This is a genomic window from Parolsenella catena, assembly GCF_003966955.1.
GTDB lineage: Bacteria > Actinomycetota > Coriobacteriia > Coriobacteriales > Atopobiaceae > Parolsenella > Parolsenella catena.
In genome coordinates this window covers 1231159-1255961 of record NZ_AP019367.1, presented here as the reverse complement: position 1 = coordinate 1255961, position 24803 = coordinate 1231159, and the positions used below count along the sequence as shown (strand labels likewise).

The 24803-nt window shown below is 66.1% G+C and carries 20 protein-coding genes and 5 tRNA genes; 21 read left to right on the top strand and 4 right to left on the bottom strand.

Features of this window, described 5'->3' with window-relative positions; all coding sequences use genetic code 11:
• Nucleotide 1 precedes the first annotated feature (1 nt).
• Both rpmI and rplT read left to right on the top strand, forming a co-directional pair.
• On the top strand, nt 2-196 hold the full coding sequence (gene rpmI, locus Pcatena_RS05700; protein ID WP_073293983.1) for a 50S ribosomal protein L35: 195 nt from the start codon (nt 2-4) through the stop codon (nt 194-196).
• A gap of 46 nt (nt 197-242) precedes the next feature.
• Complete coding sequence (rplT, locus tag Pcatena_RS05695) at nt 243-608, top strand: 50S ribosomal protein L20 (protein WP_126422436.1); 366 nt, start codon at nt 243-245, stop codon at nt 606-608.
• Nucleotides 609-871: 263 nt separating this feature from the next.
• Here the strand turns inward: rplT and Pcatena_RS05690 are convergent, their stop codons facing one another.
• Nucleotides 872-2092, bottom strand: coding sequence for a glycosyltransferase family 4 protein (locus Pcatena_RS05690; RefSeq protein WP_408634294.1), 1221 nt, complete (start codon nt 2090-2092; stop codon nt 872-874).
• 408 nt (nt 2093-2500) lie between these two features.
• On the opposite strand from Pcatena_RS05690, the gene Pcatena_RS05685 reads away from it, so the two are divergent.
• From Pcatena_RS05685 to Pcatena_RS05645, 9 genes are all read left to right on the top strand, one after another.
• Nucleotides 2501-2576 (top strand) — tRNA-Ala (locus Pcatena_RS05685).
• Between the two features lie 81 nt (nt 2577-2657).
• Nucleotides 2658-3611 (top strand): radical SAM protein, encoded by a 954-nt coding sequence (locus tag Pcatena_RS05680; RefSeq protein WP_126422434.1) that lies wholly within the window; start codon nt 2658-2660, stop codon nt 3609-3611.
• An 82-nt stretch (nt 3612-3693) separates the two neighbouring features.
• On the top strand, nt 3694-4005 hold the full coding sequence (locus Pcatena_RS05675) for a hypothetical protein (protein WP_126422432.1): 312 nt from the start codon (nt 3694-3696) through the stop codon (nt 4003-4005).
• Nucleotides 4006-4089: 84 nt separating this feature from the next.
• Nucleotides 4090-5568, top strand: coding sequence for a nicotinate phosphoribosyltransferase (locus tag Pcatena_RS05670; RefSeq protein ID WP_126422430.1), 1479 nt, complete (start codon nt 4090-4092; stop codon nt 5566-5568).
• Nucleotides 5569-5803: 235 nt separating this feature from the next.
• Nucleotides 5804-7645: an arginine--tRNA ligase gene (argS, locus tag Pcatena_RS05665; protein WP_126422428.1), complete on the top strand. Its 1842-nt coding sequence runs from the start codon at nt 5804-5806 to the stop codon at nt 7643-7645.
• A 182-nt stretch (nt 7646-7827) separates the two neighbouring features.
• Nucleotides 7828-8511 carry a MarR family transcriptional regulator gene (locus Pcatena_RS05660; RefSeq protein ID WP_126422426.1) on the top strand — a complete coding sequence of 228 codons (684 nt, stop codon included), beginning with the start codon at nt 7828-7830 and terminating at the stop codon, nt 8509-8511.
• A 165-nt stretch (nt 8512-8676) separates the two neighbouring features.
• On the top strand, nt 8677-10362 hold the full coding sequence (rho, locus tag Pcatena_RS05655; protein ID WP_332835570.1) for a transcription termination factor Rho: 1686 nt from the start codon (nt 8677-8679) through the stop codon (nt 10360-10362).
• A gap of 348 nt (nt 10363-10710) precedes the next feature.
• Entirely contained in the window at nt 10711-12066 is a 1356-nt protein-coding gene (locus Pcatena_RS05650) for a hypothetical protein (protein ID WP_126422424.1), read from the top strand.
• Nucleotides 12067-12068: 2 nt separating this feature from the next.
• Nucleotides 12069-12545 (top strand): VanZ family protein, encoded by a 477-nt coding sequence (locus Pcatena_RS05645; protein WP_126422422.1) that lies wholly within the window; start codon nt 12069-12071, stop codon nt 12543-12545.
• Here Pcatena_RS05645 and thrB read toward each other — a convergent pair.
• Both thrB and thrC read right to left on the bottom strand, forming a co-directional pair.
• Nucleotides 12505-13386 carry a homoserine kinase gene (gene thrB, locus Pcatena_RS05640; protein WP_126422420.1) on the bottom strand — a complete coding sequence of 294 codons (882 nt, stop codon included), beginning with the start codon at nt 13384-13386 and terminating at the stop codon, nt 12505-12507. The genes Pcatena_RS05645 and thrB overlap by 41 nt on opposite strands.
• Nucleotides 13383-14915: a threonine synthase gene (thrC, locus tag Pcatena_RS05635; RefSeq protein ID WP_126422418.1), complete on the bottom strand. Its 1533-nt coding sequence runs from the start codon at nt 14913-14915 to the stop codon at nt 13383-13385. Before thrC ends, thrB begins: the two co-directional genes overlap by 4 nt.
• Nucleotides 14916-15035: 120 nt before the next feature.
• Between thrC and Pcatena_RS05630 the strand changes: the two genes are divergently transcribed.
• From Pcatena_RS05630 to feoB, 3 genes are all read left to right on the top strand, one after another.
• Nucleotides 15036-16355: an aspartate kinase gene (locus Pcatena_RS05630; RefSeq protein ID WP_126422416.1), complete on the top strand. Its 1320-nt coding sequence runs from the start codon at nt 15036-15038 to the stop codon at nt 16353-16355.
• Between the two features lie 5 nt (nt 16356-16360).
• Nucleotides 16361-17386, top strand: a complete 1026-nt coding sequence (locus Pcatena_RS05625; protein WP_126422414.1) for an aspartate-semialdehyde dehydrogenase — start codon at nt 16361-16363, stop codon at nt 17384-17386.
• A 220-nt stretch (nt 17387-17606) separates the two neighbouring features.
• Entirely contained in the window at nt 17607-19964 is a 2358-nt protein-coding gene (gene feoB / locus Pcatena_RS05620) for a ferrous iron transport protein B (protein WP_126422412.1), read from the top strand.
• A gap of 129 nt (nt 19965-20093) precedes the next feature.
• Here feoB and Pcatena_RS05615 read toward each other — a convergent pair.
• Nucleotides 20094-20170 (bottom strand) — tRNA-Arg (locus tag Pcatena_RS05615).
• 168 nt (nt 20171-20338) lie between these two features.
• On the opposite strand from Pcatena_RS05615, the gene Pcatena_RS05610 reads away from it, so the two are divergent.
• From Pcatena_RS05610 to ptsP, 7 genes are all read left to right on the top strand, one after another.
• Nucleotides 20339-20414 (top strand) — tRNA-His (locus tag Pcatena_RS05610).
• A gap of 19 nt (nt 20415-20433) precedes the next feature.
• Nucleotides 20434-20509 (top strand) — tRNA-Lys (locus Pcatena_RS05605).
• Between the two features lie 46 nt (nt 20510-20555).
• A tRNA-Lys gene (locus Pcatena_RS05600) sits at nt 20556-20631 on the top strand.
• 287 nt (nt 20632-20918) lie between these two features.
• Complete coding sequence (locus tag Pcatena_RS05595; RefSeq protein WP_126422410.1) at nt 20919-21371, top strand: fructose PTS transporter subunit IIA; 453 nt, start codon at nt 20919-20921, stop codon at nt 21369-21371.
• A 139-nt stretch (nt 21372-21510) separates the two neighbouring features.
• Entirely contained in the window at nt 21511-22482 is a 972-nt protein-coding gene (locus Pcatena_RS05590; RefSeq protein ID WP_126422408.1) for a 1-phosphofructokinase family hexose kinase, read from the top strand.
• A 198-nt stretch (nt 22483-22680) separates the two neighbouring features.
• The gene (locus Pcatena_RS05585) at nt 22681-22944 is read left to right on the top strand and encodes an HPr family phosphocarrier protein (RefSeq protein WP_073294102.1); all 264 of its coding nucleotides are present in this window, start codon (nt 22681-22683) and stop codon (nt 22942-22944) included.
• 106 nt (nt 22945-23050) lie between these two features.
• Nucleotides 23051-24754, top strand: coding sequence for a phosphoenolpyruvate--protein phosphotransferase (gene ptsP, locus Pcatena_RS05580; protein ID WP_126422406.1), 1704 nt, complete (start codon nt 23051-23053; stop codon nt 24752-24754).
• Nucleotides 24755-24803 lie beyond the last annotated feature (49 nt).

The window sequence follows — 24803 nt, the reverse complement described above, 5'->3', positions numbered from 1 at the left end:
CATGCCTAAGATGAAGACGCACAAGGGTACGGCCAAGCGTTTCCGCCGCACCGGCACCGGCAAGATCATGCGCGCCAAGGCTTTCAAGAGCCACATCCTGACCAAGAAGTCCCAGAAGCGCATCCGCGGTTTCCGCAAGGAGACCGAGCTCGCCAAGGCCGACGTCAAGGTCGTTTCGTCCCGCATGGGCAAGTAGCGCACTCGCGCCTGTCCGTTCTTTTTTCACTAGGAGTTGATCTAACATGGCACGAGTCAAGCGCGCCGTTGCTGGCCGTAAGAAGCGTCAGACCCTCAAGGAGCTCTCCAAGGGCTACTACGGCACTTCCTCCCGCACCTTCCGCGGCATGAAGGAGCAGGTCCAGCACTCCCTGCAGTACCAGTACCGTGACCGCCGCAACAAGAAGCGCGACGTCCGTCGTCTCTGGATCCAGCGCATCAACGCCGCCGCCCGCATGAACGACATGAGCTACTCCACGTTCATGCACGGCCTGAAGCTCGCCGGCGTCGAGCTGGACCGCAAGGTCCTCTCGCAGATCGCCTACGAGGACGAGGCTGCGTTCGCCGCCCTGGCCGAGGTCGCCAAGAAGGCCCTCGCCGACGCCGAGTAAGCGACCCACATATTCGTGGCTTCGAGGCCCGCATGCAATCGCGTGCGGGCCTCTCTTTGTTTCTGGGAGTGTCCCAAAGGTGTCAGATGCCTCTGGGACGAGATGTCTTTGGCGTGTCCGCTTCTGCGTCACAACAGCGTAATCGTTACGTCTGCGCCGTTGTGTACGCCAGAATGTGACAAACGCGCGGATTTGCGCATCACTGGCTCGCAGGCAGGCTGTGCCATTTGGGCGCGGCGCGGCGACGCGCAAACGCCCGCGCTCTACTCGTCGTCGTGATGCAGAAGGCGGTCCACGAACTCCTCGCGGCGCTCCTCGGACTTCTCCTCGCGGCGGGCCTGCTCCACGGCGAAGGCCGGGTCATCGGGGGAGACGAGCTCGTCCTCGCCGCTCTTGGGGTTGTAGTGGTGCAAAAGGACCGGGTCGAACAGGTGAAGGTGCGCGGCGAAGCCAAAAGAGGCGCCGATGAGCACGCAGAACACGATGATCCTGGGGGCGGTCTCGATCTTGGTCATCAAGATGGCGCCCCCGCTCAGCATGGCGGTCCACAGGTACATGAGCAGCACGGCCTGGCGCTGGTTGTAACCGTCCTGGATGAGGCGGTGGTGGATGTGGCCCTTGTCGGCCTGGCCCACGCTCACGTGGGCGCGCTTGCGTCGGATGATGGCCGAGAACGTGTCGATGATGGGCACGAACGAGATGACGAGCGGCACGATGATCGTCGTGAGGCCGGCCACGCGCCTCACGTTGAGCAGCGATACCGCGCCCAGGGCAAAGCCGAGGAGCAGCGAGCCGGAGTCACCGAGGAAGATGGATGCCGGGTTGAAGTTGTAGCGCAGAAAGCCGAGCGTGGCGCCGGCAACGGCGATGGAGACGGCGGCGGCGTCGAGCCGGCCGGACTGCGTGGCCAGAAAGAACAGCGTGCAGCTCGAGATGAACGTGATGCCCGAGGCCAGGCCGTCGAGCCCGTCGATGAGGTTGATGATGTTCACGTAGGCAACGAGGTATATGACCGTCATGGGGCACGCCACCCAGCCGAGCACGACCTCGCCCGGGGCAAACGGGTTGACGATGGCGCCCACGGTGAGGCCGGCCATGACGGCAATGATGGCGGCCAAGACCTGGCCCGCAAGCTTTGCGAGCGGCTTGAGCTGCACGACGTCGTCAATGGCCCCTGTGAGAAAGATCACGAGGAACGAGACGCCAAGCAGCGGGTAGTTGACGGTGGAGAACCTGCCGGGCGTGAGCACGCTGGGCCAGCCGAGCCATCTGGTGCCCATGATCTGGACCGCCGCCGCGGCGACGAGCGCGAGGAAGATGGCGATGCCGCCCATGCGGGGAATCGTTCTCTTGTTGATGCGGCGCTTGCTGGGCTTGTCGACGGCGCCCAGGCGCGTGGCGATGATGCGGGCGAGCGGCGTCGCCACGAGCGTCACGACGAGCGCCGTGACGAACAGGGACGCATACGGGATCCACTCTCTCACCAAAACGTGCAGCCTTTCGCAGTCGCGGGCATCGCCGGCACAAGGTTTCCAATCGATGAAACATATCTATGATACCAGCTTGTTGTCGCTGGCTCAGGGGGCAAAACCGAGCGCCGCCTCATGTCAAGACTGGCATAGACGAACGGCTTGGGTATAGTGGAGATGTCAGCTCCCCGCAGGGCAAACTGGGTGAACCGACAAGCGTTTCCTGGGAGCCCATATACCGAGCTCAGTACAGGCATCCTCCGCTCGGGGGAAGCTGGAACAGCCGGCGAGGGCACCCACCTTCTGAGAGGTGGGTTCATTATCGCACCTGCGGGGAGCGACGTTGTTTTTTGTCGCCTCATGCACTTTCTCGTTTGACAGGGGCTCTCGTCACGGTACAATAGCCCTCGCGCAAACGCGCCTGGGGACGTAGCTCAGCTGGGAGAGCGCTGCCGTCGCATGGCAGAGGCCGAGGGTTCGATTCCCTTCGTCTCCACCAGGAATTGCCGAGCGGGCCACGATGTGGTCCGCTCTTTTTGTATCGAGCCTCGTCGTGGCGGCGGGGCCGTTGGGAGGCCCCATGGAGCAGATGCCGCGCGAATACGCCTCTTGCCACCTCTGCCCGCGCTCGTGCGGGGCAAACCGTGCCGCGGGGGCGCGGGGAGCCTGCGGGGCCACGTCGAGCCTGCGCGTGGCCCGCTCGGCCCTGCACTTCTGGGAGGAGCCGCCCATCTCGGGCGAGGCCGGCTCCGGCGCCATCTTCTTCTCGGCCTGCACGCTTCGCTGCGTCTTCTGCCAGAACGCCCAGATCAGCTCGGGCAACTTCGGGGCGGACATCTCCGTTGCCCGCGTGGCCCAGATGATGCTCGAGCTCCAGGACCAGGGCGCGCTCAACATCAACCTCGTGACCCCCGGCCACTTTGCGCCGCAGGTCGTCGAGGCGGCGCGCTTGGCCCGCGAGGCCGGCCTCTCCATTCCCATCGTGTGCAACACGGGCGGCTACGAGACGCCCGAGTGCGTCCGACTGCTCTCGCAGGTCGTGGACGTGTGGCTCACGGACTTCAAGTACGCGAGCGCAGACCTTGCCGCCAGGCTTTCCCGCGCCCGCGACTATCCCGAGGTGGCCTCGCGCGCCCTCTCGGCCATGCTCGAGAGCGTGCGCGCCTGCGGTGGCGCCGCCAATGGGCAGGACGGCAGGATGCTGCGCGGCATCATCGTCCGCCACCTCGTGCTCCCGGGGCATGCGCAGGACTCCATGGCCGTGCTCGACCGCGTGTGGGAGCTTGCCGGCAACGACGTGGACATCTCCGTCATGAACCAGTACACGCCAAACGAGGCGTGCCGCGCCCACGGCGGGGAGCTAGCACGCGCCGTTACGGACGAGGAGTACGAGCTCGTGCTCGACCATGCGGACGACCTGGGATTCGAGCGCATGTGGTGGCAGCAGGGCGGCACGGTCTCGGAGAGCTTCGTGCCGGCCTTTGACATGACGGGCGTCGATGGCCCGGAGCTGGAGCTGCCCCGGCGCGACTAGCGCCCACCCGGAACGGCTAGACTAAAGGCCGAGAACCCAGCCAACCAAACCATGCCCCATGGGGCAGACACGAGGAGCATCCATGGCAGACGAGACACCCCTGACCGACGAGGAGCGCGAGGAGCTCCGGCGCCTGCGTGCCGAGAAGGCCGCCCGCGAGCGTGCCCAGGCAGACGCCGCGCAGAAGGTCGAGCTCGAGCGCCTGCGCGTCGAGAAGGCCGAGGCCGAGCGCGACGCGCTCGATGCCCAGCGCCGCGAGCGCGCCCGCGAGTACATGGAGCCCGACGACGACCTCAAGATGCCCGTTGGCCAGAAGATCGTCCTGCTCGCGCTCGCCGTCATCGTGGCGCTGTTCGTCATCAGCGTCGTAGGCGGCGGCCTCATCGCCAACTAGGGTCACAGCCGCCCGCATCGGTGCGGCGGGTGCCACGCGCGCAACACATCCGGCGCAACGCAACACACGAAAGAGGGGAGCGCAATGTCGCTCACGGACGCAACGAGGCCCACGGACGTCTCGCTCAACACGGACCTGTACGAGCTCACGATGGCCCAGGGATTCTGGGAGAGCGGCCTCGTGGACGCCGAGGCGTGCTTCACGGTCTTCTTCCGCGACGCACCGTTCGACGGCGGCTACGCTATCGCCTGCGGCACGGGCCAGATCGCGGACCTGGTCGAGAACTTCCGCTACACGGACGAGGACATCGCCTACCTTGGCTCCATCCAGGCTCCGGGTGGCGGCGCGCTGTTCAAGCCAGCATTCCTCGAGTGGCTGGGCGGCTTTGCGATGGACGTCGACGTCTGGGCCGTGCCCGAGGGGCAGGTCGTGTTCCCGCGTGAGCCGCTCGTGCGCGTGCAGGGACCCATGGCCGCCTGCCAGCTCATCGAGACCGCCCTGCTCAACCTCGTGAACTTCCAGACGCTCGTGGCCACCAAGACCGCGCGCGTGGTCCAGGCCGCCGAGGGCCATGCGGTCTCCGACTTTGGCCTGCGCCGCGCCCAGGGGCCGGACGGCGGCCTTGCCGTGGCCCGCGCCTCCTACGTGGGCGGCGCGAGCTCCACGTCCAACTGCCTTGCGGGCAAGATCTACGGTATCCCCGTCTTTGGCACGCACGCCCACTCCTGGGTCATGGCGTTTCCCTCCGAGCTCGAGGCCTTCCGCGCCTTTGCCCGCACGAGCCCCAAGAACTGCGTGTTGCTCGTGGACACCTACGACGTCCACCAGGGCGTGGCCAACGCCATCACCGTCGCCAAGGAGATGGAGGCGGCGGGCGAGCGCCTTGCGGCCGTGCGCATCGACTCGGGTGACCTCGCCAAGCTCTCCAAGTTCGCGCGCAGGGCGTTTGACGAGGCGGGCCTTCCCTACGTGAGGGTGTCGGCCTCCAACGACCTCGACGAGTACACCATCCAGTCGCTGTTTGCCCAGGGTGCGCCCATCGACTCGTTTGGCGTGGGCACCAAGCTCGCCACGTGCGACCCGCAGCCCTCGCTCGGCGGCGTCTACAAGCTCAGCGCCGTCCGCAAGGCCGGTGAGAGCTCCTGGCGCCCCACGATGAAGCTGTCCGAGGTTGCCTACAAGCGCACGATCCCCGGCATCCAGCAGGTGGCGCGCTTCTATGACGAGGCGGGCTGCCCGGTGGGAGACGTCATCTACGACGAGACGATGCCCCAGGCCACCCCGAGCGCCGCCGTTGACGTCATGGACGCCGAGACCACCTATGACTTTGCCGGCTACGAGTGCCAAGACCTTCTCGTCCCCGTCGTGCGCGGCGGCGTGCGCGCGGGCGAGGCTCCGACCCTCGAGGAGTCCAAGCGCGCGTGCAAGGATGCCCTCATGCACCTTGACCCGGCCGTTCGCCGCTTCCTGAACCCGCAGGTCTATCCCGTGGGCATCGAGGCGGAGCTCTCGCGCCTGCGCCAGCGCCTCGTGCGCGAGGAGCGCACGGCCCAGCGGGCCTAGCCGCCGGCGCCAGGGGGGGCGCCAGAGGGGACGGGTTCCTTTGGTCCCGAACCTGACAAGGCGCCAACGGGACCCGTCCCCTTTGGTCCCGAACCTGACAAGGTGCCAACGGGACCCGTCCCCTTTGGTCCCGAACCTGACAAGGTGCCAACGGGACCCGTCCCCTTTGGTTCGCCCGCCCTTGCGCATCTGCTAGAATCAACCAGTTACATCGCGCACGTAGAAGGGATACATCGTGGTCGAGACGATCGAGAAGCTGGTCCGCGCAGCGGTCGAGGAGGCGCAGGCGGCCGGTGAGCTGCCTCAGTTCGAGGTCGCTGACCTCGGTCTCGAGCGCCCGGCCGATTCCTCGCACGGAGACTGGACGAGCACCGTTGCCCTGCGCAGCGCCAAGGCCGCCCGCATGGCGCCCCGCGCCATCGCCGAGGCCATCGCCAAGCACCTGCCCGACTCGCCCGAGGTCGACCACGTGGACGTCGCCGGACCCGGCTTCGTCAACATCTACCTGTCCGTGGCCGCCGGCAACGAGGTCTTTCGCACGGCTCGCGTCCAGGGCGCCGACTTCGGCCGCTCCGACCTCGGCGCCGGCCAGCGCGTCCAGGTGGAGTTCGTCTCGGCCAACCCCGTGGGCCCGCTGCACATCGGCCACGGACGCTGGGCGGCCCTGGGAGACTCGCTCTCCCGCGTCCTCGAGCACGCGGGCTATGACGTGGAGCGCGAATACTACGTCAACGACCACGGCAACCAGATGAACACGTTCGGCAACTCCGTGTCCGAGCGCTACCTGCAGCTCGCCCAGATCATGGACGAGAAGGGCGTCGACGCCCACGCCGCCCACGAGGCCCTCATCGCCGACTGGAGCGCCTTCGTCGAGGACGAGGCCGACGAGCACCCCGACTCCCACCCCTACATGGACGCCTTCCGCGCCAAGCTCGGTGCCGACTCCTACGGCGGAGACTACATCATCGACCTCGCCGCCCACTTCATGGAGGCCGACGGCACGCGCTGGGTCAGCGCGGACGCCGAGGAGCGCATGCTGTCGTTCCGCGAGCGCGGCTACAAGCTCATGCTCGACGACATCCGCCAGACCTGCACGGACATGCGCACCGACTTTGACCAGTGGTTCTCCGAGCGTTCCCTCTACGAGAAGGACGCAAACGGCACGAGTGCCGTCGACCGTGCCTTCGCACGCCTGCGCGAGCAGGGATACCTGTTCGAGAAGGACGGCGCCCTGTGGTTCCGCTCCACCGACTTCGGTGACGACAAGGACCGCGTGCTCGTGAAGGCCGATGGCGCCTACACCTACTTTGCCTCCGACGTGGCCTACCACTGGAACAAGTACGAGCGCGTCGACCACGTCATCGACGTGTGGGGCGCCGACCACCACGGCTACATCGCCCGCGTGCGCGCCGCCACCGATGCCCTGGGCTACGAGGGCAAGTTCGAGGTGCTCCTCGGCCAGCTCGTGAACCTGCTGCGCAACGGCCAGCCCGTCAAGATGAGCAAGCGCAAGGGCACCATGGTCCCGCTGCGCGAGCTGCTCGACGAGGTGGGTGCCGACGCCACGCGCTTCACGCTCGTGTCCAAGAGCTCCAACCAGATGATCGACTTTGACATCGAGGCCGTGAAGCGCCAGGACAACACGAACCCCGTCTACTACGTCCAGTACGCCCACGCGCGCATCTGCTCCATCCTGCGCCGCGCCGCCGGCGTGACGGCCGAGCAGGCCGCCAAGCTCGGCATGAACGAGGTTGCCCTGCGCGCCTGCCCGATCGACTGCGACCTGTCCGTGCTCACCGACCCCACCGAGGCCGCGCTTGCCCGCAAGCTCGGCGAGTTCGGGGAGCTCGTCGAGGGGTGCGCCCGCGACCGCGCTCCGTTCCGCCTCACGCACTACGCGCAGGAGCTCGCCGCGGCGTTCCACGCCTTCTACACCGTCTGCCAGGTGCTGCCCAGCGAGGGACGCCCGGTCGACGCGGTCGTCTCCACGGCCCGACTCGCCGCCTGCGACGCCTGCCGTCGCGTGCTCGCGCTCACGCTCTCGCTCATCGGCGTCAGCGCCCCGGAGCGCATGTAGCGCACGCGCCGCAACGTCCGCTCATTGAACCTTTGAAGCCCGACACATGTCATGTGCCGGGCTTTTTCATTGCCGAGCAACAAATTCGGCTACTATCCCTAAATTTAGCGCTCAACGGAGATAATTAGGGGTATCCTAGGAATGAGCTAGTACGCTGCTTCTCGGGGGTCTTGTCGTTGAAGGTGTGTGAGTATCTATCCGTACGCCGGGCCTTTGGCCTGGTGCGCCAGTCCACGCCTGCCTCCGGCCGCGTCACGTTCGACGAGCTCGGCATCATGTGCCACCTCGCGAACGTGGGCAAGCCGCTCCGCACTTCGGAGATAGCCGAGCACCAGGGAGTGCTCAGACCAACCATGACGCACAGGGCCTGGCACCTTTCCGAGCTTGGCCTCATCGAGCGTCGCATGGGTCGGACCGACCGCAGGAGCGTCTGCTGCTCCCTGACGGACGCGGGCGTGAGCGAGGTCAGGCGCATCGTCACGGGCGTCTGTCGCAACATCACGGCCGGCATGCCCCTGTGCCGCTGCACCCCTCGCAGGATGTCGCTCATCATCGACGAGTGCGCGAGGGCCACCGTGTCCTCTGCCGACATGGTGCTCATGGCCCTTGCCGACACGGCTGACAACGAGCGTGGCCGTACGGTAAGCGAGCTCGTCTCCTACCTTGGCCTTTTGCAGCCGACGGTGTCCATGGCCGTCTCTTCCCTCGAGAAGGCCGGCCTCGCCGGTCGCTCCGAGCCGGATGCGCGCGGCATCGCCGGCGTGTGCCTCGCGGACGCGGGCAGGCGGCGCGCGAGGCAGGTTGAGGAGCAGCTCGAGTCGCTTCGAGTCGGTCATGCTCGCGCGAACAGCCCTTCAGTGCTATAGTCACGGTCGATAAGGGTCAAATGACCCATTTGCGCCGCATATCGGCGCTCTTCCATGTCCCCAGCATGACAGCTTCGCCCAGGTGCGGTTGCATTCCAGACCCGTCCCCAAGTCCTGCCATGTGCCGGGAGGCGAAAAGTTCGCCAGACACGAAGGATCACCCACGTGACAGAAGAGAAGAACGAGGACGTCCAGGCGCCAAAGCGCCGTCGTACCCGTCAACGCAAGCCCCAGGGCGAGGACGCGGCTGCTCCGCAGGCCGCCGGTCCCAAGCAGACCGGCGCGCCCAAGCAGTCCGAGGATGCTCCGCAGCCCAAGCGCCGTCGCACGCGTCAGCACAAGGACGCCGAGACGGCGGACCACGAGGCCGCGCCCACCCGCGACCGCGAGTCCCAGCAGCGCGAGCAGCCAAAGCCCCAGCGAGGCCATGTCCAGCGCGAGAACCGCGACTACCGCGACAATCGTGACAACCGCGGTGGCCGCAGCCAGCAGGGTCGCAACCAGCAGTACCAGAACAACAGGCGTCGCGGCCGCCATGGCAGCAACAACGCCGGACAGGGCATCGTGGAGCCCAAGCTGTCCCGAGAGATGCTCTCGTCCATGCTCGTCGCCGAGCTGCGCGTGCACGCCGCCGGCCTGGGCGTCGAGTACGTTGGCGTGAGGAAGGCCCAGCTCGTCGAGGACGTCTACGTTGCCTCTGCGCGCGCGGAGGGCTTCCGCGACGTCGCGGGCGTGCTTGACCTCACGAACGAGGGCTACGGCTTCGTCCGCACGGGCAACTACATGCCCGGGGATGACGACGCCTTCGTCCCCCAGCAGCTCATCAAGCACATGGGCCTGCGCCGTGGCGATTGGGTCGAGGGCACCGTGCGCCCCAGCCGTCCCAACGACAAGTACCCGGCGCTGCAGAAGGTCGCCTCCGTGAACGGCCTTCTGCCCGAGGTGCTTCGCTCGCGTCCGCGCTTCCGCGACCTCACGCCCGTCTATCCCAACGAGCGCCTCACCATGGAGCACGGCCGCGACTCCATCACCGGACGCGCCATCGACCTCGTGGCGCCCATCGGCAAGGGCCAGCGCGGCCTCATCGTGAGTCCGCCCAAGGCCGGCAAGACGACGGTGCTCAAGCGCATATGCGAGTCCATTGCCGCCAACAACCCCGAGGTGCACCTCATCTGCCTGCTCGTGGACGAGCGTCCCGAGGAGGTCACCGACATGCAACGCTCCATCCGCGGCGACGTCGTGGCCTCTACGTTCGACATGCCCGCGGACAACCACACGGCCGTCTCCGAGCTCGTCATCGAGCGCGCAAAGCGTCTCGTGGAGATGGGCCGCGACGTCGTGGTCATCCTCGACTCCATCACGCGCCTCGCCCGCGCCTACAACCTCGCCCAGCCGGCGAGCGGACGCATCCTGTCCGGCGGCGTGGACGCCTCGGCGCTCTACCCGCCCAAGAAGTTCCTGGGCGCCGCGCGCAACATCGAGAACGGTGGCTCGCTCACGATCCTGGCCTCGGCGCTCGTCGAGACGGGTTCCAAGATGGACGAGGTCATCTTCGAGGAGTTCAAGGGCACGGGCAACATGGAGCTCAAGCTCGATCGCGAGCTGGCCGACAAGCGCATCTTCCCGGCCATCGACCCGGTTGCCTCCGGAACGCGCAACGAGGAGCTGCTCATCGACCCCGAGCTCCAGCCGTTCGTGTGGGGCCTGCGCCGCATCCTTGCGAACATGAACAACATCGAGCGCGCTGAGAACTCACTCATCAAGAGCCTGAAGGCCACCTCTAACAACGAGGAGTTCCTCATTCGCTCGGCCAAGAAGGCCCAGCAGAGCGAGTACTCCGATCCGCTGTAGGCGATGTGCGGGGGCGGGCTGGCGACGCCGGCTCGTCCCCGCCTCTCTTTCACGTGGCGTTTTTCGCGCTGGGGCCGCGTGAGCGTGCAATAACGCTACGGCAAGGTGCTAGGCATGCAAAAACGCCCCGCGAATGAGCCTCGCATGAAAATGGCAATGAAACTGCTGTATAGTGCTTCTGACGGACGCGTTGCGTCCACCTAGGAAATTCGTACGAGCGACGGTACACGCACCCAAACCAGACCACACCGTTGCCCGATTGGCCGAGTAGCCCGTTAGGCGCTCGGGCCGTCGCCGCAATAGCGTCTGAGGACTCGCTGCCGTCGCCTCACAGGGAGGCGTTGGGTCATGACGAGCAGGCGAGCAAATCCTGCCATCTATGCCGGCCTGGCCGGAGCTTGCGCATGGGGCGTCCCCACGTGCGCGCAGGCGCTTACGGTCATGGGCCACGAGGTTCCCACGTCTGACCCTGCGTTCACGTTTGCCGCCGGCTGCGTCGTCGGTGCCGTCGTCGCAGGTGGCATCTCGGCCGTCGTGTCTCACGCCGTGGCCTCCCGCGCCGCACGTGACGAGGTTGCCTCGGCCATGGCCGCCGCGCACGAGCCCGTGCGACGCACCGCCGGCGCCTCCGCGCCCGCTGCCGACGAGACGGCCGCGCGCTCCGCGCAGTCCCGTCCCTCGGCCATGCGCGAGTGGGAGCAGACCGGCAACATCCGCGTCCAGTCCGTCTCCGACTCCGAGCAGGCGGAGGCGGCCATCGAGGACGCCTGGAGCGCCTGGGAGGCAGGTGCCAAGGCCTCGAGCGACTACGTCGACGTTGCGGAAGGGTATGTGCGCACACGCACGTTCGCCGAGCGCATGAGTGCCCGCGCCAAGGGCGTCGCCAACGTGCTGTCCGAGCGCCTCGGCGCCGCGAAGATGGACGGCCTGCCCGTGATTGCCCGCGCTGACGGCTCGGTGGGCGATGTGGGCGAGAGCTGGTGGGACGAGGCGTTCGGCGCAGACGTCCGCACGGTGGCCTCTGCCTCGTTCGGCGGCCAGTCGGTCGAGGACACCATGGCGGGCAACAGCGCCGTGCTCTTCACGGCCCAGACCCCTGCCGAGGCCGCTGCCGCCCGCGCCGTCTGGCAGTCCCAGCAGCCGGGCACGCCCCAGCCGGCGGCCGAGCCCCAGGCGCCCACCGCTTCTCAGGGAACGCCCGCACCCCGGCCCACGGCCCCGGCGTCCGACGCGCCCACTGTCCGGCAGCAGGCCCAGGCCCGGCCGCGCTCGGTTCGAGACGAGCTGGATGCGCGCCTCGGCAACCCCGAGGAGGCCTTCCCCGAGAAGAAACGCTACACGGACGAGCAGCAGGACCTATGGGCCGTTGCGCTCGCCGCGCTCGACGAGCGCTACGAGGAGCAGGTCAACATGGCGGCTCCCGCTCCCGCGCCCGCGCCGATGCCCGCGAGCGCAGAGATGCTCGACGAGCCCGAGGGCCTTGCGGCAGACACCGCCTTCATTCCGTTCAGGCCCCAGGCGGGCCATCCCGAGGTCGTGGACACGGACAGCTACGTGGACCTTCTCGTGGACCAGGAGCTCGCGCGCAACGAGAGCGCAAGCGTCCGCAGGCTCGCGCGCCACAAGATCCGCGACTACTTCAAGGTGATTGACGGCACGGGCGACATCACGGGCGCCCGTCACCTCGCGGCAAACCAGGCATAGGCATGGGCGAGGACAAGCCAAGCCACTCCACGGGCCCACGCATTGCCGCATGGGTCCGTTGGCTTGCCGTGGCGGCCTGGGCCTGCTTCGTCTGGAGCAGGTCGCTGTGTGACGGCCCGGAGTCGAGCGCCCAGAGCAACGTCGTCGCCGAGCTTCTGAGGCCCGCCCTTGCGGCCCTCGGCGTCCATGAGTTCTCGGCGTGCACCTTCATCGTGCGCAAGGCAGCGCACTTCCTCGAGTACCTCGTGCTCGGCGTCCTGCTCGCACTCACAAGAGAGGAGGGCACGGGTCCCTTGTGGCCCCGCGCCCTCCTTGGCGTGCTCGTCCCGTCTGCGGACGAGACCATTCAGCTGTTCGTGCCCGGTCGCTCGGGCCAAATCGCAGACATTGCGCTCGACTGCTGTGGCGTCGCGTGCGGCATGGCCCTCGTCGCCGCTATCAGAGGTACTCGATCTGCGCGCCCTCGGTGTCGCAGGTGAGGATGTGCGTGGCGCACTGCGGGAAGCGCTCCTGCAGACGCACCTGCAAGAACTTGGCCACGATGGTGTCGTCGGTCACTGCCATGAGCGTAGACCCCGACCCAGAGATCCACATCGTGGCGGCGCCACCCTCAAGGCACGTCTCGCGTATGGCGTCGTAGTCGGGGATGAGGGCGCGGCGGTAGGGCTCCTGGATGCGGTCGTCGTTCGCGGCGGCGATGAGCGCGGTGTCTCCCGTCTCCAGCCCGCGCGTGAGGCCCGCGATGCGGCCCATCTGCCACACGGCCGTGGAGAGCGCGACCTGCTGGGGCACAACCTTGCGCGCGTCTGCGGTGTGGACCTCGTAGGGCGGGATGATCGTGAGGAACCGCAGGCGGCTGCTCACGTCATAGCGAAGGCAGCGGGGGAGCTGCCCCTCGGGCGTGAACGAGCACACGGCGGCGCCGAGAATGGCGGGCGCGACGTTGTCCGGGTGGCCCTCGACGCGCGTGGCCATGGCGACGAGCTCCTCGCGCGTCACGGTGTGGCCCGTGAGCGCCGCCGCGGCCATGATGCCGGCGACGACGCACGTCGAGCTCGAGCCCAGGCCGCGGGCGACGGGGACGTCCGTCTGAATGTCTATCGCCACGCCGAAGGGCTTCTCGCCCCACTCGGCCAGGGCGTCCACGAGCGAGACATAGACGAGGTTGTCCTCGTTTTGGAACTCCTCGGGGCAGCCCGTGATGGTGAGCTTCTCGGCGCGCTCGAACGTGAAGTGCGAGTACAGCGAGACGGCCATGCCCAGCGTGTCGTAGCCGATGCCGAGGTTTGCGCTCGTGGCGGGTACGCTTATGCGAATCATGCGAGGACCCTCACGGCCGAGTCTTCCGCGTAGCGGTTCATGTCCGAGACGCTCACGACGTCGTCGAAGCGCTCCTCGGCGTCGCGCAGGGCGGACAGCGCCGCCGGGGGCTCGGTGCCCGTGAGCTCGGAGAGCGCGTCCATGCAGGCAAAGCCTCCCATGCCGGACACGTCGTGACCAAGAGCTGCGAGCACGTCGGCGGAGAACTTGTAGGGACTCGCCGTGGACAGGCACACGCGGGCCACGCCGTCAGCGGGGCGCGCGTCGAGCACGTGGCGGGCCACGGCCGTGTGCGGGTCGAGCAGCACGTGGTGCTCGTCCCAGACGGCCCGAATGGTCTCGCGCGTGGCCGCGTCGTCGGCCCGGCCGCAGGCGAACGTCTCGTGCAGGCGTGTCAGCAGCGTGGGCGGCACGGTGTAGGCGCCCTTCTCGGCGAGGTCGGCCATGAGCGAGGAGACGAGCTCGCAGTCGCCGTCGGAGAGGTAGAACAACAGGCGCTCGAGGTTCGAGGACACGAGGATGTCCATGGACGGAGAGATCGTCTTGTGGAACGGGCGGCGGCGGTCGTAGGTGCCGGTGGTGATGAAGTCCGTGAGCACGTCGTTGGCGTTCGAGGCCACGACGAGCGTGCGCACGGGCAGGCCCATGAGCTTGGCGTAGTAGCCGGCGAGCACGTCGCCGAAGTTGCCCGTGGGAACGCAGAAGTCGATGGCGTCGCCGGGCTTGAGGGCGCCGGCGGCGGCGAGCTGCGCGTAGGCGTCGAAGTAGTAGGTGACCTGCGGCACGAGGCGCCCGACGTTGATGGAGTTGGCGCTGGAGAGCACGACGTTTCGCTCGGCGAGGCGGGCACGCAGGGCCTCGTCGGCGAAGATGCGCTTCACCTCGGACTGGGCGTCGTCGAAGTTGCCCTCGATGGCGCAGACGGCGACGTTGGCGCCGCGCTGCGTGGCCATCTGCAGGCGCTGGATGTCGGAGACCTTGCCGTGCGGGTAGAACACGGTGACGCCCGTGCCCTCGACGTCGGCGAAGCCCTCGAGCGCGGCCTTGCCGGTGTCGCCGCTCGTGGCGGTGACGATCATGACGCGACGCCCGTCGCCGGCGCGCGAGACGCGCATGAGCTGCGGCAGCATCTGCAGTGCCACGTCCTTGAACGCGCTCGTGGGGCCGTGCCACAGCTCGAGCGTCCAGTCCTGTCCGCACGGCGTCACGGGGGTGATGAGCTTGGAGTCGAAGTTGGCGCCGTAGGCTGCCTCGACGCAAGTCGAGATCTCCTCGGCCGTGAAGTCGTCGAGCAGGTGCCCCAGCACGAGGCGGGCGCGGTCCTGATAGGTGCCGGCGAGGAGTTGCTCGAGCGAAGGCGCGCCCGCGGCAACGTCGTCGCGCACGAACAGGCCGCCGTCCTGGGCGATACCCTCGAGAATCGCCTGCTTGCTTGTTAAGGATTCGTTTCGCGAGCGCGTGCTATGGTACGTTGTCACTGCTCTTCTCCTTGCATCGTGAGCGATTGGGCAGACGGGGCGCCGCCCCATCTGTGCGTATCGTCCATAGTAGCGCCGGAAGGGCATAAGCCGGGACCCGGCAACCACATATGAGACAGTATGGAAACCTCGGGTGACGCCCTGACGGCACAGCGGACGAAAGCGGGCCACATGATCAAGATCACCAAGTTCGGAGGCTCGAGCGTCGCCGACGCCGGGCAGTTCAAGAAGGTCAAGCGCATCATCGAGGCCGACGAGGGCCGCAGGTTCGTCGTGGTGTCGGCGGCCGGCAAGCGCAACTCTGATGACAACAAGATCACGGACCTGCTCTACCTGGTGGACGCGCACCGCACCTACCACGTGGACTGCACGCCGCTGCTCGAGGACATCAAGCAGCGCTTCGTGGGCATTGCGAGCGAGCTTGGCCTCAAGTACCCCATGGCCGAGAAGTTCGACGAGTTCGCCGCCAACATCAAGGGCTACACCACCGAGTACATCGTGAGCCGTGGCGAGTACTTCACGGCCCAGCTCATGAGCGAGTACCTGGGGCTGCCGTTTGCCGACGCCGCTGACTACGTGCGCTTCCATCACGACGGCACGCTCGACATGCAGCGCACGTGCGACCGCATCCACGACCTGGTGGTGCGCGAGGGCAGCTTCGTGCTGCCGGGCTTCTACGGCGCCACGGCCGAGGGCGACGTCCGCCTGTTCAGCCGCGGCGGCGGCGACATCACGGGCGCCATCGTGGCGCGCGCCCTCAACGCCGACCTGTACGAGAACTGGACTGACGTCTCGGGCTTCCTCACGGCAGACCCCCGCATCGTCAAGCGCCCGCGCTCCATCCGCCGCATCACGTTCGACGAGATGCACGAGCTGTCCTACATGGGCGCGAGCGTCCTGCACGAGGAGGCAATCTTCCCCGTGCGCGAGGCCAACATCCCCATCGCCATCCTCAACACGAACCACCCCGAGGAGCGCGGCACGATCATCCAGGAGCGCGTCGAGTCGAGCGAGGACGACCCGGTCATCACGGGCATCGCCGGCAAGAAGGACTTCCTGACCGTCCACGTCTCCAAGACCAAGATGAGCGACTCGGTGGGCCTTCTCGCGCGTGCGCTGGGGATCTTCGAGCGCTATGGGGTCTCCGTCGAGCACGTGCCCACGGGCGTTGACTCGTTTGGCGTCGTCGTGAACAGCGCCGACGTCAAGGACAAGATCTACTCGATCGTGGCCGACATCCAGCGCGAGCTCAAGCCCGACGAGGTGAAGGTCATCGACCAGCTGGCCCTCATCAGCGTCGTGGGCCGCAACATGTCCAACCGCCCCGGCACGTCGGGACGCCTGTTCTACGAGCTGGGCAAGAAGGACATCAACATCCGACTCATCACGCAGAGCTCGCAGGAGATCAACATCATCTTTGGCGTGAACAACAGCGATTTCGAGGACACGATTCGTGCGGTGTACGACGCGTTCCTCGACGAGGAGGCATAAGGGTCATGGCAGACGAGAAAAACGTTGCGATCCTTGGCGCGACGGGCGCGGTGGGCACGCAGATGCTCCAGTGCCTGGCCGAGCGAGACTTCCCGGTGGGCGAGCTGCGCCTGCTGGCGAGCGCGCGCTCCGCAGGCAAGGAGGTCGAGTGGTGCGGGCGGCAGATTGAGCTCGTCGAGGCAACGCCCGAGGCCTTCGAGGGCATGGACATCGTGCTGGGCGCCGCCGGCGACGACGTTGCCAAGCAGCTCCTGCCCGAGGCCGTGCGCCGAGGTGCCACCGTGGTGGACAACAGCCACGCCTTCCGCCTCGACGAGGACGTGCCCCTCGTCATCCCGGAGATCAACGCCGAGGACGTCTCCTGGAACCACGGGCTCATCGCCAACCCCAACTGCGCCACGATCATCGGCCTGGTGCCCACCTGGCCGCTGCACAAGCTCGGTCACGTCTCGCGCATGGTCGTGAGCACCTACCAGGCTGCGAGCGGTGCTGGCGCCCCCGGCATGGCCGAGCTCGAGGCCGAGATTTGCGCCATGGGCCGTGGCGAGAAGTTGCCCGAGCCGCGTGCCTTTGCCGACCAGCTCGCGAGCAACCTCATTCCCCAGATTGGCTCCGAGAAGTTCGAGGGCTACACCTCCGAGGAAATGAAGATGCAGAACGAGGGTCGCAAGATCATGCACGAGCCCGGCCTGCGCGTGAACTGCACCTGCGTGCGCGTGCCGGTGCTGCGCTCGCACTCCGAGAGCATCACGCTCGAGTTCGACGAGCCGGTCTCGCTTGACGATGCCCGCGAGGCGCTCGCCAGCGCGCCCGGCGTGAGGCTCGTCGACGACCTTGCCGCCGAGAATGCCCGCGACCGCTTCCCGATGCCTCTGTACACGAGCGACCAGGATCTCGTGTGGGTGGGCCGCGTTCGCCGCGACATCTCCAACCCCGACGAGGCCCGTGGCATCACCTTCTGGTGCTGCGGCGACCAGATCCGCAAGGGAGCGGCCACGAACGCCGTCCAGATTGCCGAGCTGTTGCTTTAGGGCCTTTCGCGCATCGCGTGTGCACTTCTCGCGCTGAACTTGCATAGCTGCCGTCTTGGGGCCGCCCGCCACGCGCGGACGGCCTCTTTCTTGTGAACGGGGACAAAAGTTACATCCCTCTGTCCCCAAGGGTCCGCTAATTTAAGCGGGGTTGCTATGACAACCCGGTCTCGCGCTATCATTCTTGGCTAGTTAAGCGGTTGGCTAGGAGGAGTTGCACGTGAGACTCGACGCGTTGGAGATTGGCAAGGACGCGATCATTGCCTCGGTGGCATCGGATGATGCGGCGCTGCGCCAGCACATCCTCGACATGGGCCTGACGCCCGGCACCGAGGTCACCATGATGAAGTACGCACCCATGGGCGACCCCATGGAGATACGCCTGCGCGGCTACGAGCTCACCCTGCGCCGGGCAGACGCCGCGCGCATCGAGCTCGTTGACGTCCATGACACCGACGCGGTGGCGGCCGCAAACCCCCATCGCGAGGCCTGTGCCCACCCCGCCTTGGGCGAGGGCGTGACCCCGCGCGGCGGCAAGATGGCCATCGCCGCCGGCGCTCCCATCCGCTTTGCCCTGGCGGGCAACCAGAACTGCGGCAAGACCACGCTGTTCAACCAGCTCACGGGCTCGAACCAGCACGTGGGCAACTTCCCGGGCGTCACGGTCGACCGCAAGGACGGCACCGTCCGCAACCATCCCGAGGCCACGGTGACTGACCTGCCCGGCATCTACTCGCTGTCTCCCTACACGGGCGAGGAGGTCGTGAGCCGTCAGTTCATCCTTGACTCGCGGCCCGACGCCCTCATCAACATCATCGACGCCACCAACATCGAGCGAAACCTCTACCTCACGCTGCAGCTCATCGAGCTCGACCGCCCCATGGTGGTGGCGCTCAACATGATGGACGAGGTGCTTGCCAACGGCGGTTCGGTCGACGTGAACCGCCTCGAGGGGCAGCTGGGCGTGCCCGTGGTGCCCATCTCGGCCGTAAAGGGCGAGGGTATCGACGAGCTGGTCGAGCACGCCGTGCACGTGGCGCGCTTCGATGAGCGCCCGGGGCGCCTCGACTTCTGCACGCCCGACGGCCCCGGCGGCGGCGCTGTCCATCGCTGCATCCATGGCATCGCGAGCCTCATCGAGGATCACGCGCACGCCTCGCAGATTCCGGTGCGCTTTGCGGCCACGAAGCTCGTCGAGGGCGACGAGCTCGTGATCTCGGCCCTTCACCTCGACAAGAACGAGCTCGACGGCATCGAGCACATCATCTCGCAGATGGAGGAGGAGTCGGGTACCGACCGCCTCTCGGCTCTCGCCGACATGCGATTCTCGTTCATCGAGGGGGTGTGCCAGGCCTGCGTGACCAAGCCGCATGAGAGCCGCGAGCACCTGCGCTCGGTGGCGATCGACCGCGTGCTTACGGGCCGCTACACCGCCATCCCGGTGTTTCTGCTCATCATGGCGGCGGTCTTCTGGCTCACGTTTGGTGCGGTGGGGGCACCCCTGCAGGGCCTCATGGAGCAGCTCGTGGGCGCGGGCATCTCGGCGATTGACGACGCGCTCACGGCGTTTGGCACGAACCCGGTGGTGAAGTCGCTCGTGGTGGACGGCGTGCTGGCGGGCGTGGGCAGCGTGCTGTCCTTCTTACCCATCATCGTGGTGCTGTTCCTGCTGCTATCGATTCTCGAGGACTCGGGCTACATGGCGCGCGTTGCCTTTGTCATGGACAAGGTGCTGAGGCGCTTTGGTCTCTCGGGCAGGAGCTTCGTGCCCATGCTCGTGGGCTTTGGCTGCAGCGTGCCGGCCATCATGTCGACGCGCACGCTGCCCTCCGAGCACGACCGAAAGATGACCGTGATGCTCACGCCGTTTATGAGTTGCTCGGCCAAGCTGCCGGTCTACGGCCTTTTGTGCGCGGCGTTCTTCCCCCAGGCAACGGTGCCCGCCATCGTGTCGCTCTACGTGCTGGGCATCGTGGTGGGGATGGTCGTGGCACTCGTGCTGCGCCGCACGGCGTTCAAGGGCGAGCCCGTACCGTTCATCATGGAGCTGCCCAACTACCGCCTGCCGGGGTTCAAGACCACGCTCATGCTTGCGTGGGACAAGGCCAAGGGGTTTGTGACCAAGGCGTTCACGATCATCTTCGTGGCGAGCGTGGCCGTGTGGTTCCTGCAGACGTTCGACGTGCGCATGAACGTGGTAAGCGACCAGTCCCAGAGCCTGCTGGCGATGGTGGGCGGCTTCATAGCTCCGGTGTTTGCGCCCCTGGGGTTTGGCGACTGGAGGGCATCGTGCGCCCTCGTGTGCGGCCTTCTGGCCAAGGAGAGCGTCATCTCCACGCTCACGGTGCTTCTGGGCTCCTCGTCCGCGACGGCGCTCACGGGCATGTTCGTGCCGGCGACGGCCTACGTGTTCCTCGTGTTCACGCTGCTCTACCCTCCCTGTGTGGCCGCCATCGGCACGGTCAAAAGCGAGCTGGGTGGCCGCTATGCCGTGGCCGTCTTTGCTCTGCAGGTGGGCGTTGCCTGGCTCGTGGCGTTCGCCTTCCACACCGTGATGTTGGCGGTTGGTGTGCTGTAGGCCTGCGTGCGTGGCGAGGGTTGCCTGATCGGCCGCACTTCGTATGAATATGGCCCATTTTTGCCCAAACGAATAGGGACACAAAAAGAGGTCGGAAGGCGAAACGTGCCCTCCGACCTCGTGCTTTTCTGGTGCGCCCTGAGCGATTCGAACGCTCGACCGTCGGATTAGAAGTCCGGTGCTCTATCCAGCTGAGCTAAGGGCGCCTGCGAGGTGCCGTGCGCACCTGCGGTCTGAACATTCTAGACCAACGGCAGCCAATCGTCTTGGTGGAAGGGCAGTGGTGCCGCGTAGAAAAGAATTTCAAAAAACCGCTTGCATCGCAGACGGCTGGTGTGCATAATAGACGAGCTGCTTAAAGGCGTGGCCAAATGGTGGGTGTAGCTCAGTTGGCAGAGCGACGGACCGTGGCTCCGTAGGTCGAGGGTTCGAGCCCCTTCACCCACCCCATCACGCCTTCAGGTAACATGGTTCGTTAGCTCAGCTGGTAGAGCAGGGGACTCTTAATCCCAAGGTCCAGGGTTCGAACCCCTGACGAACCACCATTGACATTCCCGCCAGGTAGAGTATTCTACTTGGAGACATACAGATGGTTCGTTAGCTCAGCTGGTAGAGCAGGGGACTCTTAATCCCAAGGTCCAGGGTTCGAACCCCTGACGAACCACCATCTAATGCACAGACCCCGGGTGAGAATCCGGGGTCTTCTGCTATGCCGAGGCTTCGCAACTCGACGGGTCATGGTCTGCTCGCTCACAGATGCGAAGCGACGCTTCGATTTGTCCTTACATACCCTTACATACCGTTTGTCTATTAATTCATAGCCATTTGGCAAATAATGCTTGCATTTTTATGAGGTTGAGAGATTGATTTGCCGAACGCATCGTTACACGGTTAAAATCAACACCGTTGTTCAAGTGCGGCCGACGTAGACGGCCGAGACAAAGGGGAGTTCGCATGGCTATCCTTGATTCGTCCCACGTGTTCCTAGACTGCTCCGCCGCTACCCGCGACGAGGCGCTCGAGCTTGCCGCCAGCAAGGCCGTCGAGCTTGGTGCCACCTCTGACGCCGCCACTCTGCTCGAGGGCCTCAAGGCTCGCGAGGCCGAGGGCTCCACGGGCATGATGGGCGGCTTTGCCATCCCGCACTGCAAGAGTGCCTCGGTCTCCGACCCCTGCATCGTCGTCCTTCGCTTCTCCGAGCCTGTCGAGTGGCAGACGATGGACAAGGCGCCCATCGACTGCGCCATCGCCCTGTTCATTCCCGATGGCGAGCTGGGCACCGAGCACCTGCGCATCCTCTCGAAGCTCGCGGCCTCGCTCATGCACGAGGACTTCTGTCACGCCATCAAGGGCGCCGCGGACGCGGACGCGGTCGTCGCGGCAATCAACGAGGGGCTCGAGAACTAGCCTCCTTCCGAGGTTCCGCAGCGTATGCCCACGGAATCGAGGTCAACTTTTTACTTTGACGGCTCCCTGACATGCATGTAGGGGGCCGTTCCTGTGTCATACTGGAGTCTGGAAAATTTCGTGTGGAAGGGGCGATCTCTTGATCTACACCGTTACCTTTAACCCCGCCGTCGACTACGTCATGCACCCGCTTACGCTCGACATGGGCTTCACGAACCGCTCCTCGAGCGAGGAGGTCCGCTGCGGTGGCAACGGCATCAACGTCTCGAGCATCCTCAACGAGCTCAACGTCGACACGATCTGCCTTGGCATCATCGCCGGCTTCACGGGTGACTACATCCTCGACACGCTGCAGTCCGCCGGCGTCACGTGCAACTTCGTGCGCCTGGACAAGGGCTTCACGCGCATCAACGTCAAGCTCAACGGCATCGTGATGACGATCATCAACGGCATGGGCCCCAAGATCCCCAACGACAAGGTCGACGAGCTGTTCGGCCGCCTGGACCGCATCAAGGCCGGCGACACGCTCGTGCTCACGGGCTCCATTCCCAAGTGCCTGCCGGACGACATGTACCAGATCATCATGACGCGCCTGGCCGGTCGCGGCATCCGCTTCGTCGTCGACGCCCCCGGCTCTCTGCTGCTCCAGTCGCTCGAGTCCGAGCCGTTCATGATCAAGCCCAACAACCACGAGCTTGGCAAGCTGTTCGACGTCAACCCCGAGACGCCCGAGGAGTGCATGCCCTATGCGCGCATGCTCCACGAGCGCGGCGCCCAGAACGTCGTCGTCTCCTGCGGTGGCGAGGGCTCGGCCCTCGTCGCGGCCGATGGCAACGAGTACATCACGAAGTGCCCGCCGTGCCACCTCGTGAACGCCACAGGCGCGGGCGACTCCATGGTCGCGGGCTTCCTCGCGAGCCTCGACCGTGGCATGTCCTACCAGGACGCGCTCAACTTCGCCTCTGCGTGCGGCTCTGCCACCGCGGCCAGCAAGGGCCTCGCCAAGCGCGCCACCATCGACAAGTTCTATGCCTCGTTGCAGGGTGTCATGGCCGAGTACGAGGCCGAGAAGGCCAAAGCCGCCAAGTGCGCCAAGAATGCTGATAAGTAGATGAATGGGCAACTACCCGCCAGACGTTGTGTATGTGCGTGCGTTTGGCGGGTATTGTTATGTCATTAACGCTTCACTCTGCTAGACTTCACGTCAGGTAATTTCAGTGGCCCGTGCGTGCGGGGGCATCTCGAGCGCGCAGCTGCTGTGATTTGCGGAAGGGGCTCGGCAAGAGCCAAAGAGAACAAGGAGTTCAACATGGTTTCCGAGAAGGTCACGCTCATCAACCCGCAGGGTCTGCACATGCGTCCGGCTGGCACGTTTGCCTCCGCCATGGGCAAGTTCGCCTCCACCGTCACCGTCGTCGCTGACGGCAAGGAGACCAACGGCAAGTCGCCGATGGCCCTCATGGCCGCTGGCCTCTCCTGCGGCACTGAGATCGAGATCAAGTGTGACGGTGCCGACGAGGCCGACGCCCTCGCCGCCGCCGTCGAGCTCGTCAAGAGCGGCATCGGCGAGTAGCCTCGCCTGCGGGCCTCTTGGCCCATGCCACATATGGCGCTCGAGGAGGGGCACGGCGCTTGCGCTGGCCCCTTCTTTCATTAACGCAACAATCCGGGGGGATTACATGTACAAGGGTGTCAACGCATCTGAGGGCATCGGCATCGGCAACGTCATGGTCGCCGTCGAGCCCGACCTGTCCTTCGAGCCGCACGAGGTCGCGGACGCCGCTGCCGAGAAGCAGCGCTACGCGGACGCGCTTGCCGTCTTCTGCGAGAAGACCCAGGCCCAGGCCGACCACATGAAGGAGACCGTGGGCGAGGCCGAGGCCGAGATCATGAGCGGCCACATCATGCTCGCTCAAGATCCCGGCATGACCGACTCCATCAACCAGGCCATCGACGGTGGCACCTGCGCCGAGCAGGCCCTCGTTGACACCTCGACCATGTTCGAGAACATGTTCCTGGCCATGGACGACGAGATGTTCCGCCTGCGCGCGGCCGACATCGCCGACATCCGCACCGGCATCCTCGCCGAGCTTCTCGGCAAGGAGGTCGTCGACCTGTCCGTCCTGCCCGAGGACACCATCGTCGTCGTGCACGACCTTACCCCGTCCATGACGGCCACCATCGACAAGCCGCACGTGGCTGGCATCGTGACCGAGACCGGTGGCCGCACGTCTCACTCCGCCATCATCGCTCGCGCCCTGGAGATCCCGGCCGTCCTGTCCGTTGCCAACAGCTGCTCCGCGCTGCGCAACGGCATGCGCGCCATCGTTGACGGCACCGAGGGCGTCGTCATCGCCGACCCCGAGGCCGACGTGCTCGAGAAGTACACGAAGGCTGCCGCCGACTTCGCCGCCGAGAAGGCCGCGCTCGAGTCCTTCCGCGGCCAGAAGACCGTGACGGCTGACGGCATCGAGAAGATCCTCGCCTGCAACATCGGCTCGCCCGACGACGTCGCCAACGCACTCGACCACGACTGCGAGGCCATCGGCCTGTTCCGCTCCGAGTTCCTGTTCATGGACTCGCCCGAGCTCCCCTCCGAGGACGAGCAGTTCGAGGCCTACCGCAAGGTCGCCACGGCGCTCAAGGGCGCCCCGGTCATCATCCGCACGCTCGACGTGGGCGGCGACAAGGAGATCCCCTATCTGCACATGCAGAAGGAGGACAACCCCTTCATGGGCTTCCGTGCCGTGCGCTACTGCCTGGCCAACCCCGACCAGTACAAGGTCCAGCTCCGCGCCCTGCTGCGCGCCTCCGCCTTCGGTGACGTCAAGATCATGATTCCGCTCGTCACCTGCGTCGAGGAGGTCAAGGCCGTCAAGGAGCTCGTCGAGGAGTGCAAGCACGAGCTCGCCGACGAGGGCCGCAAGTTCGACGAGAACATCCAGGTTGGCATCATGGTCGAGACGCCTGCCGCCTCCCTCATTGCCGACAAGCTCGCCGAGGTTGCCGACTTCTTCTCCATTGGCACGAACGACCTCATTGGCTACACGATGTGCGCCGACCGTGGCAACGACACGATCTCCAACCTCTATCAGGTCTACTACCCCTCCGTCCTGCGCTCGCTCAAGAACATCATCGAGAGCGGCTCCAAGGCCGGCATCATGGTGGGCATGTGCGGCGAGGCAGCCGCTGACCCGCTGCTCGAGCCGCTCCTGGTCTCCTGGGGTCTCGAGGAGTTCTCCATGTCCGCGCCGAGCATCCTGCGTGCCCGCAAGACCATCTCCCAGTGGAGCAAGGCCGAGTGCGACGCGCTCGCCGAGAAGGTTCTCGCCCTCGACACCGCCGCCGAGGTCAAGGCCGCGCTCGAGGCTGCCCAGAAGTAGCGTCTGCGCCTCATAGCATCATTAAGGTCCCGGGCCCGACGGCTCGGGA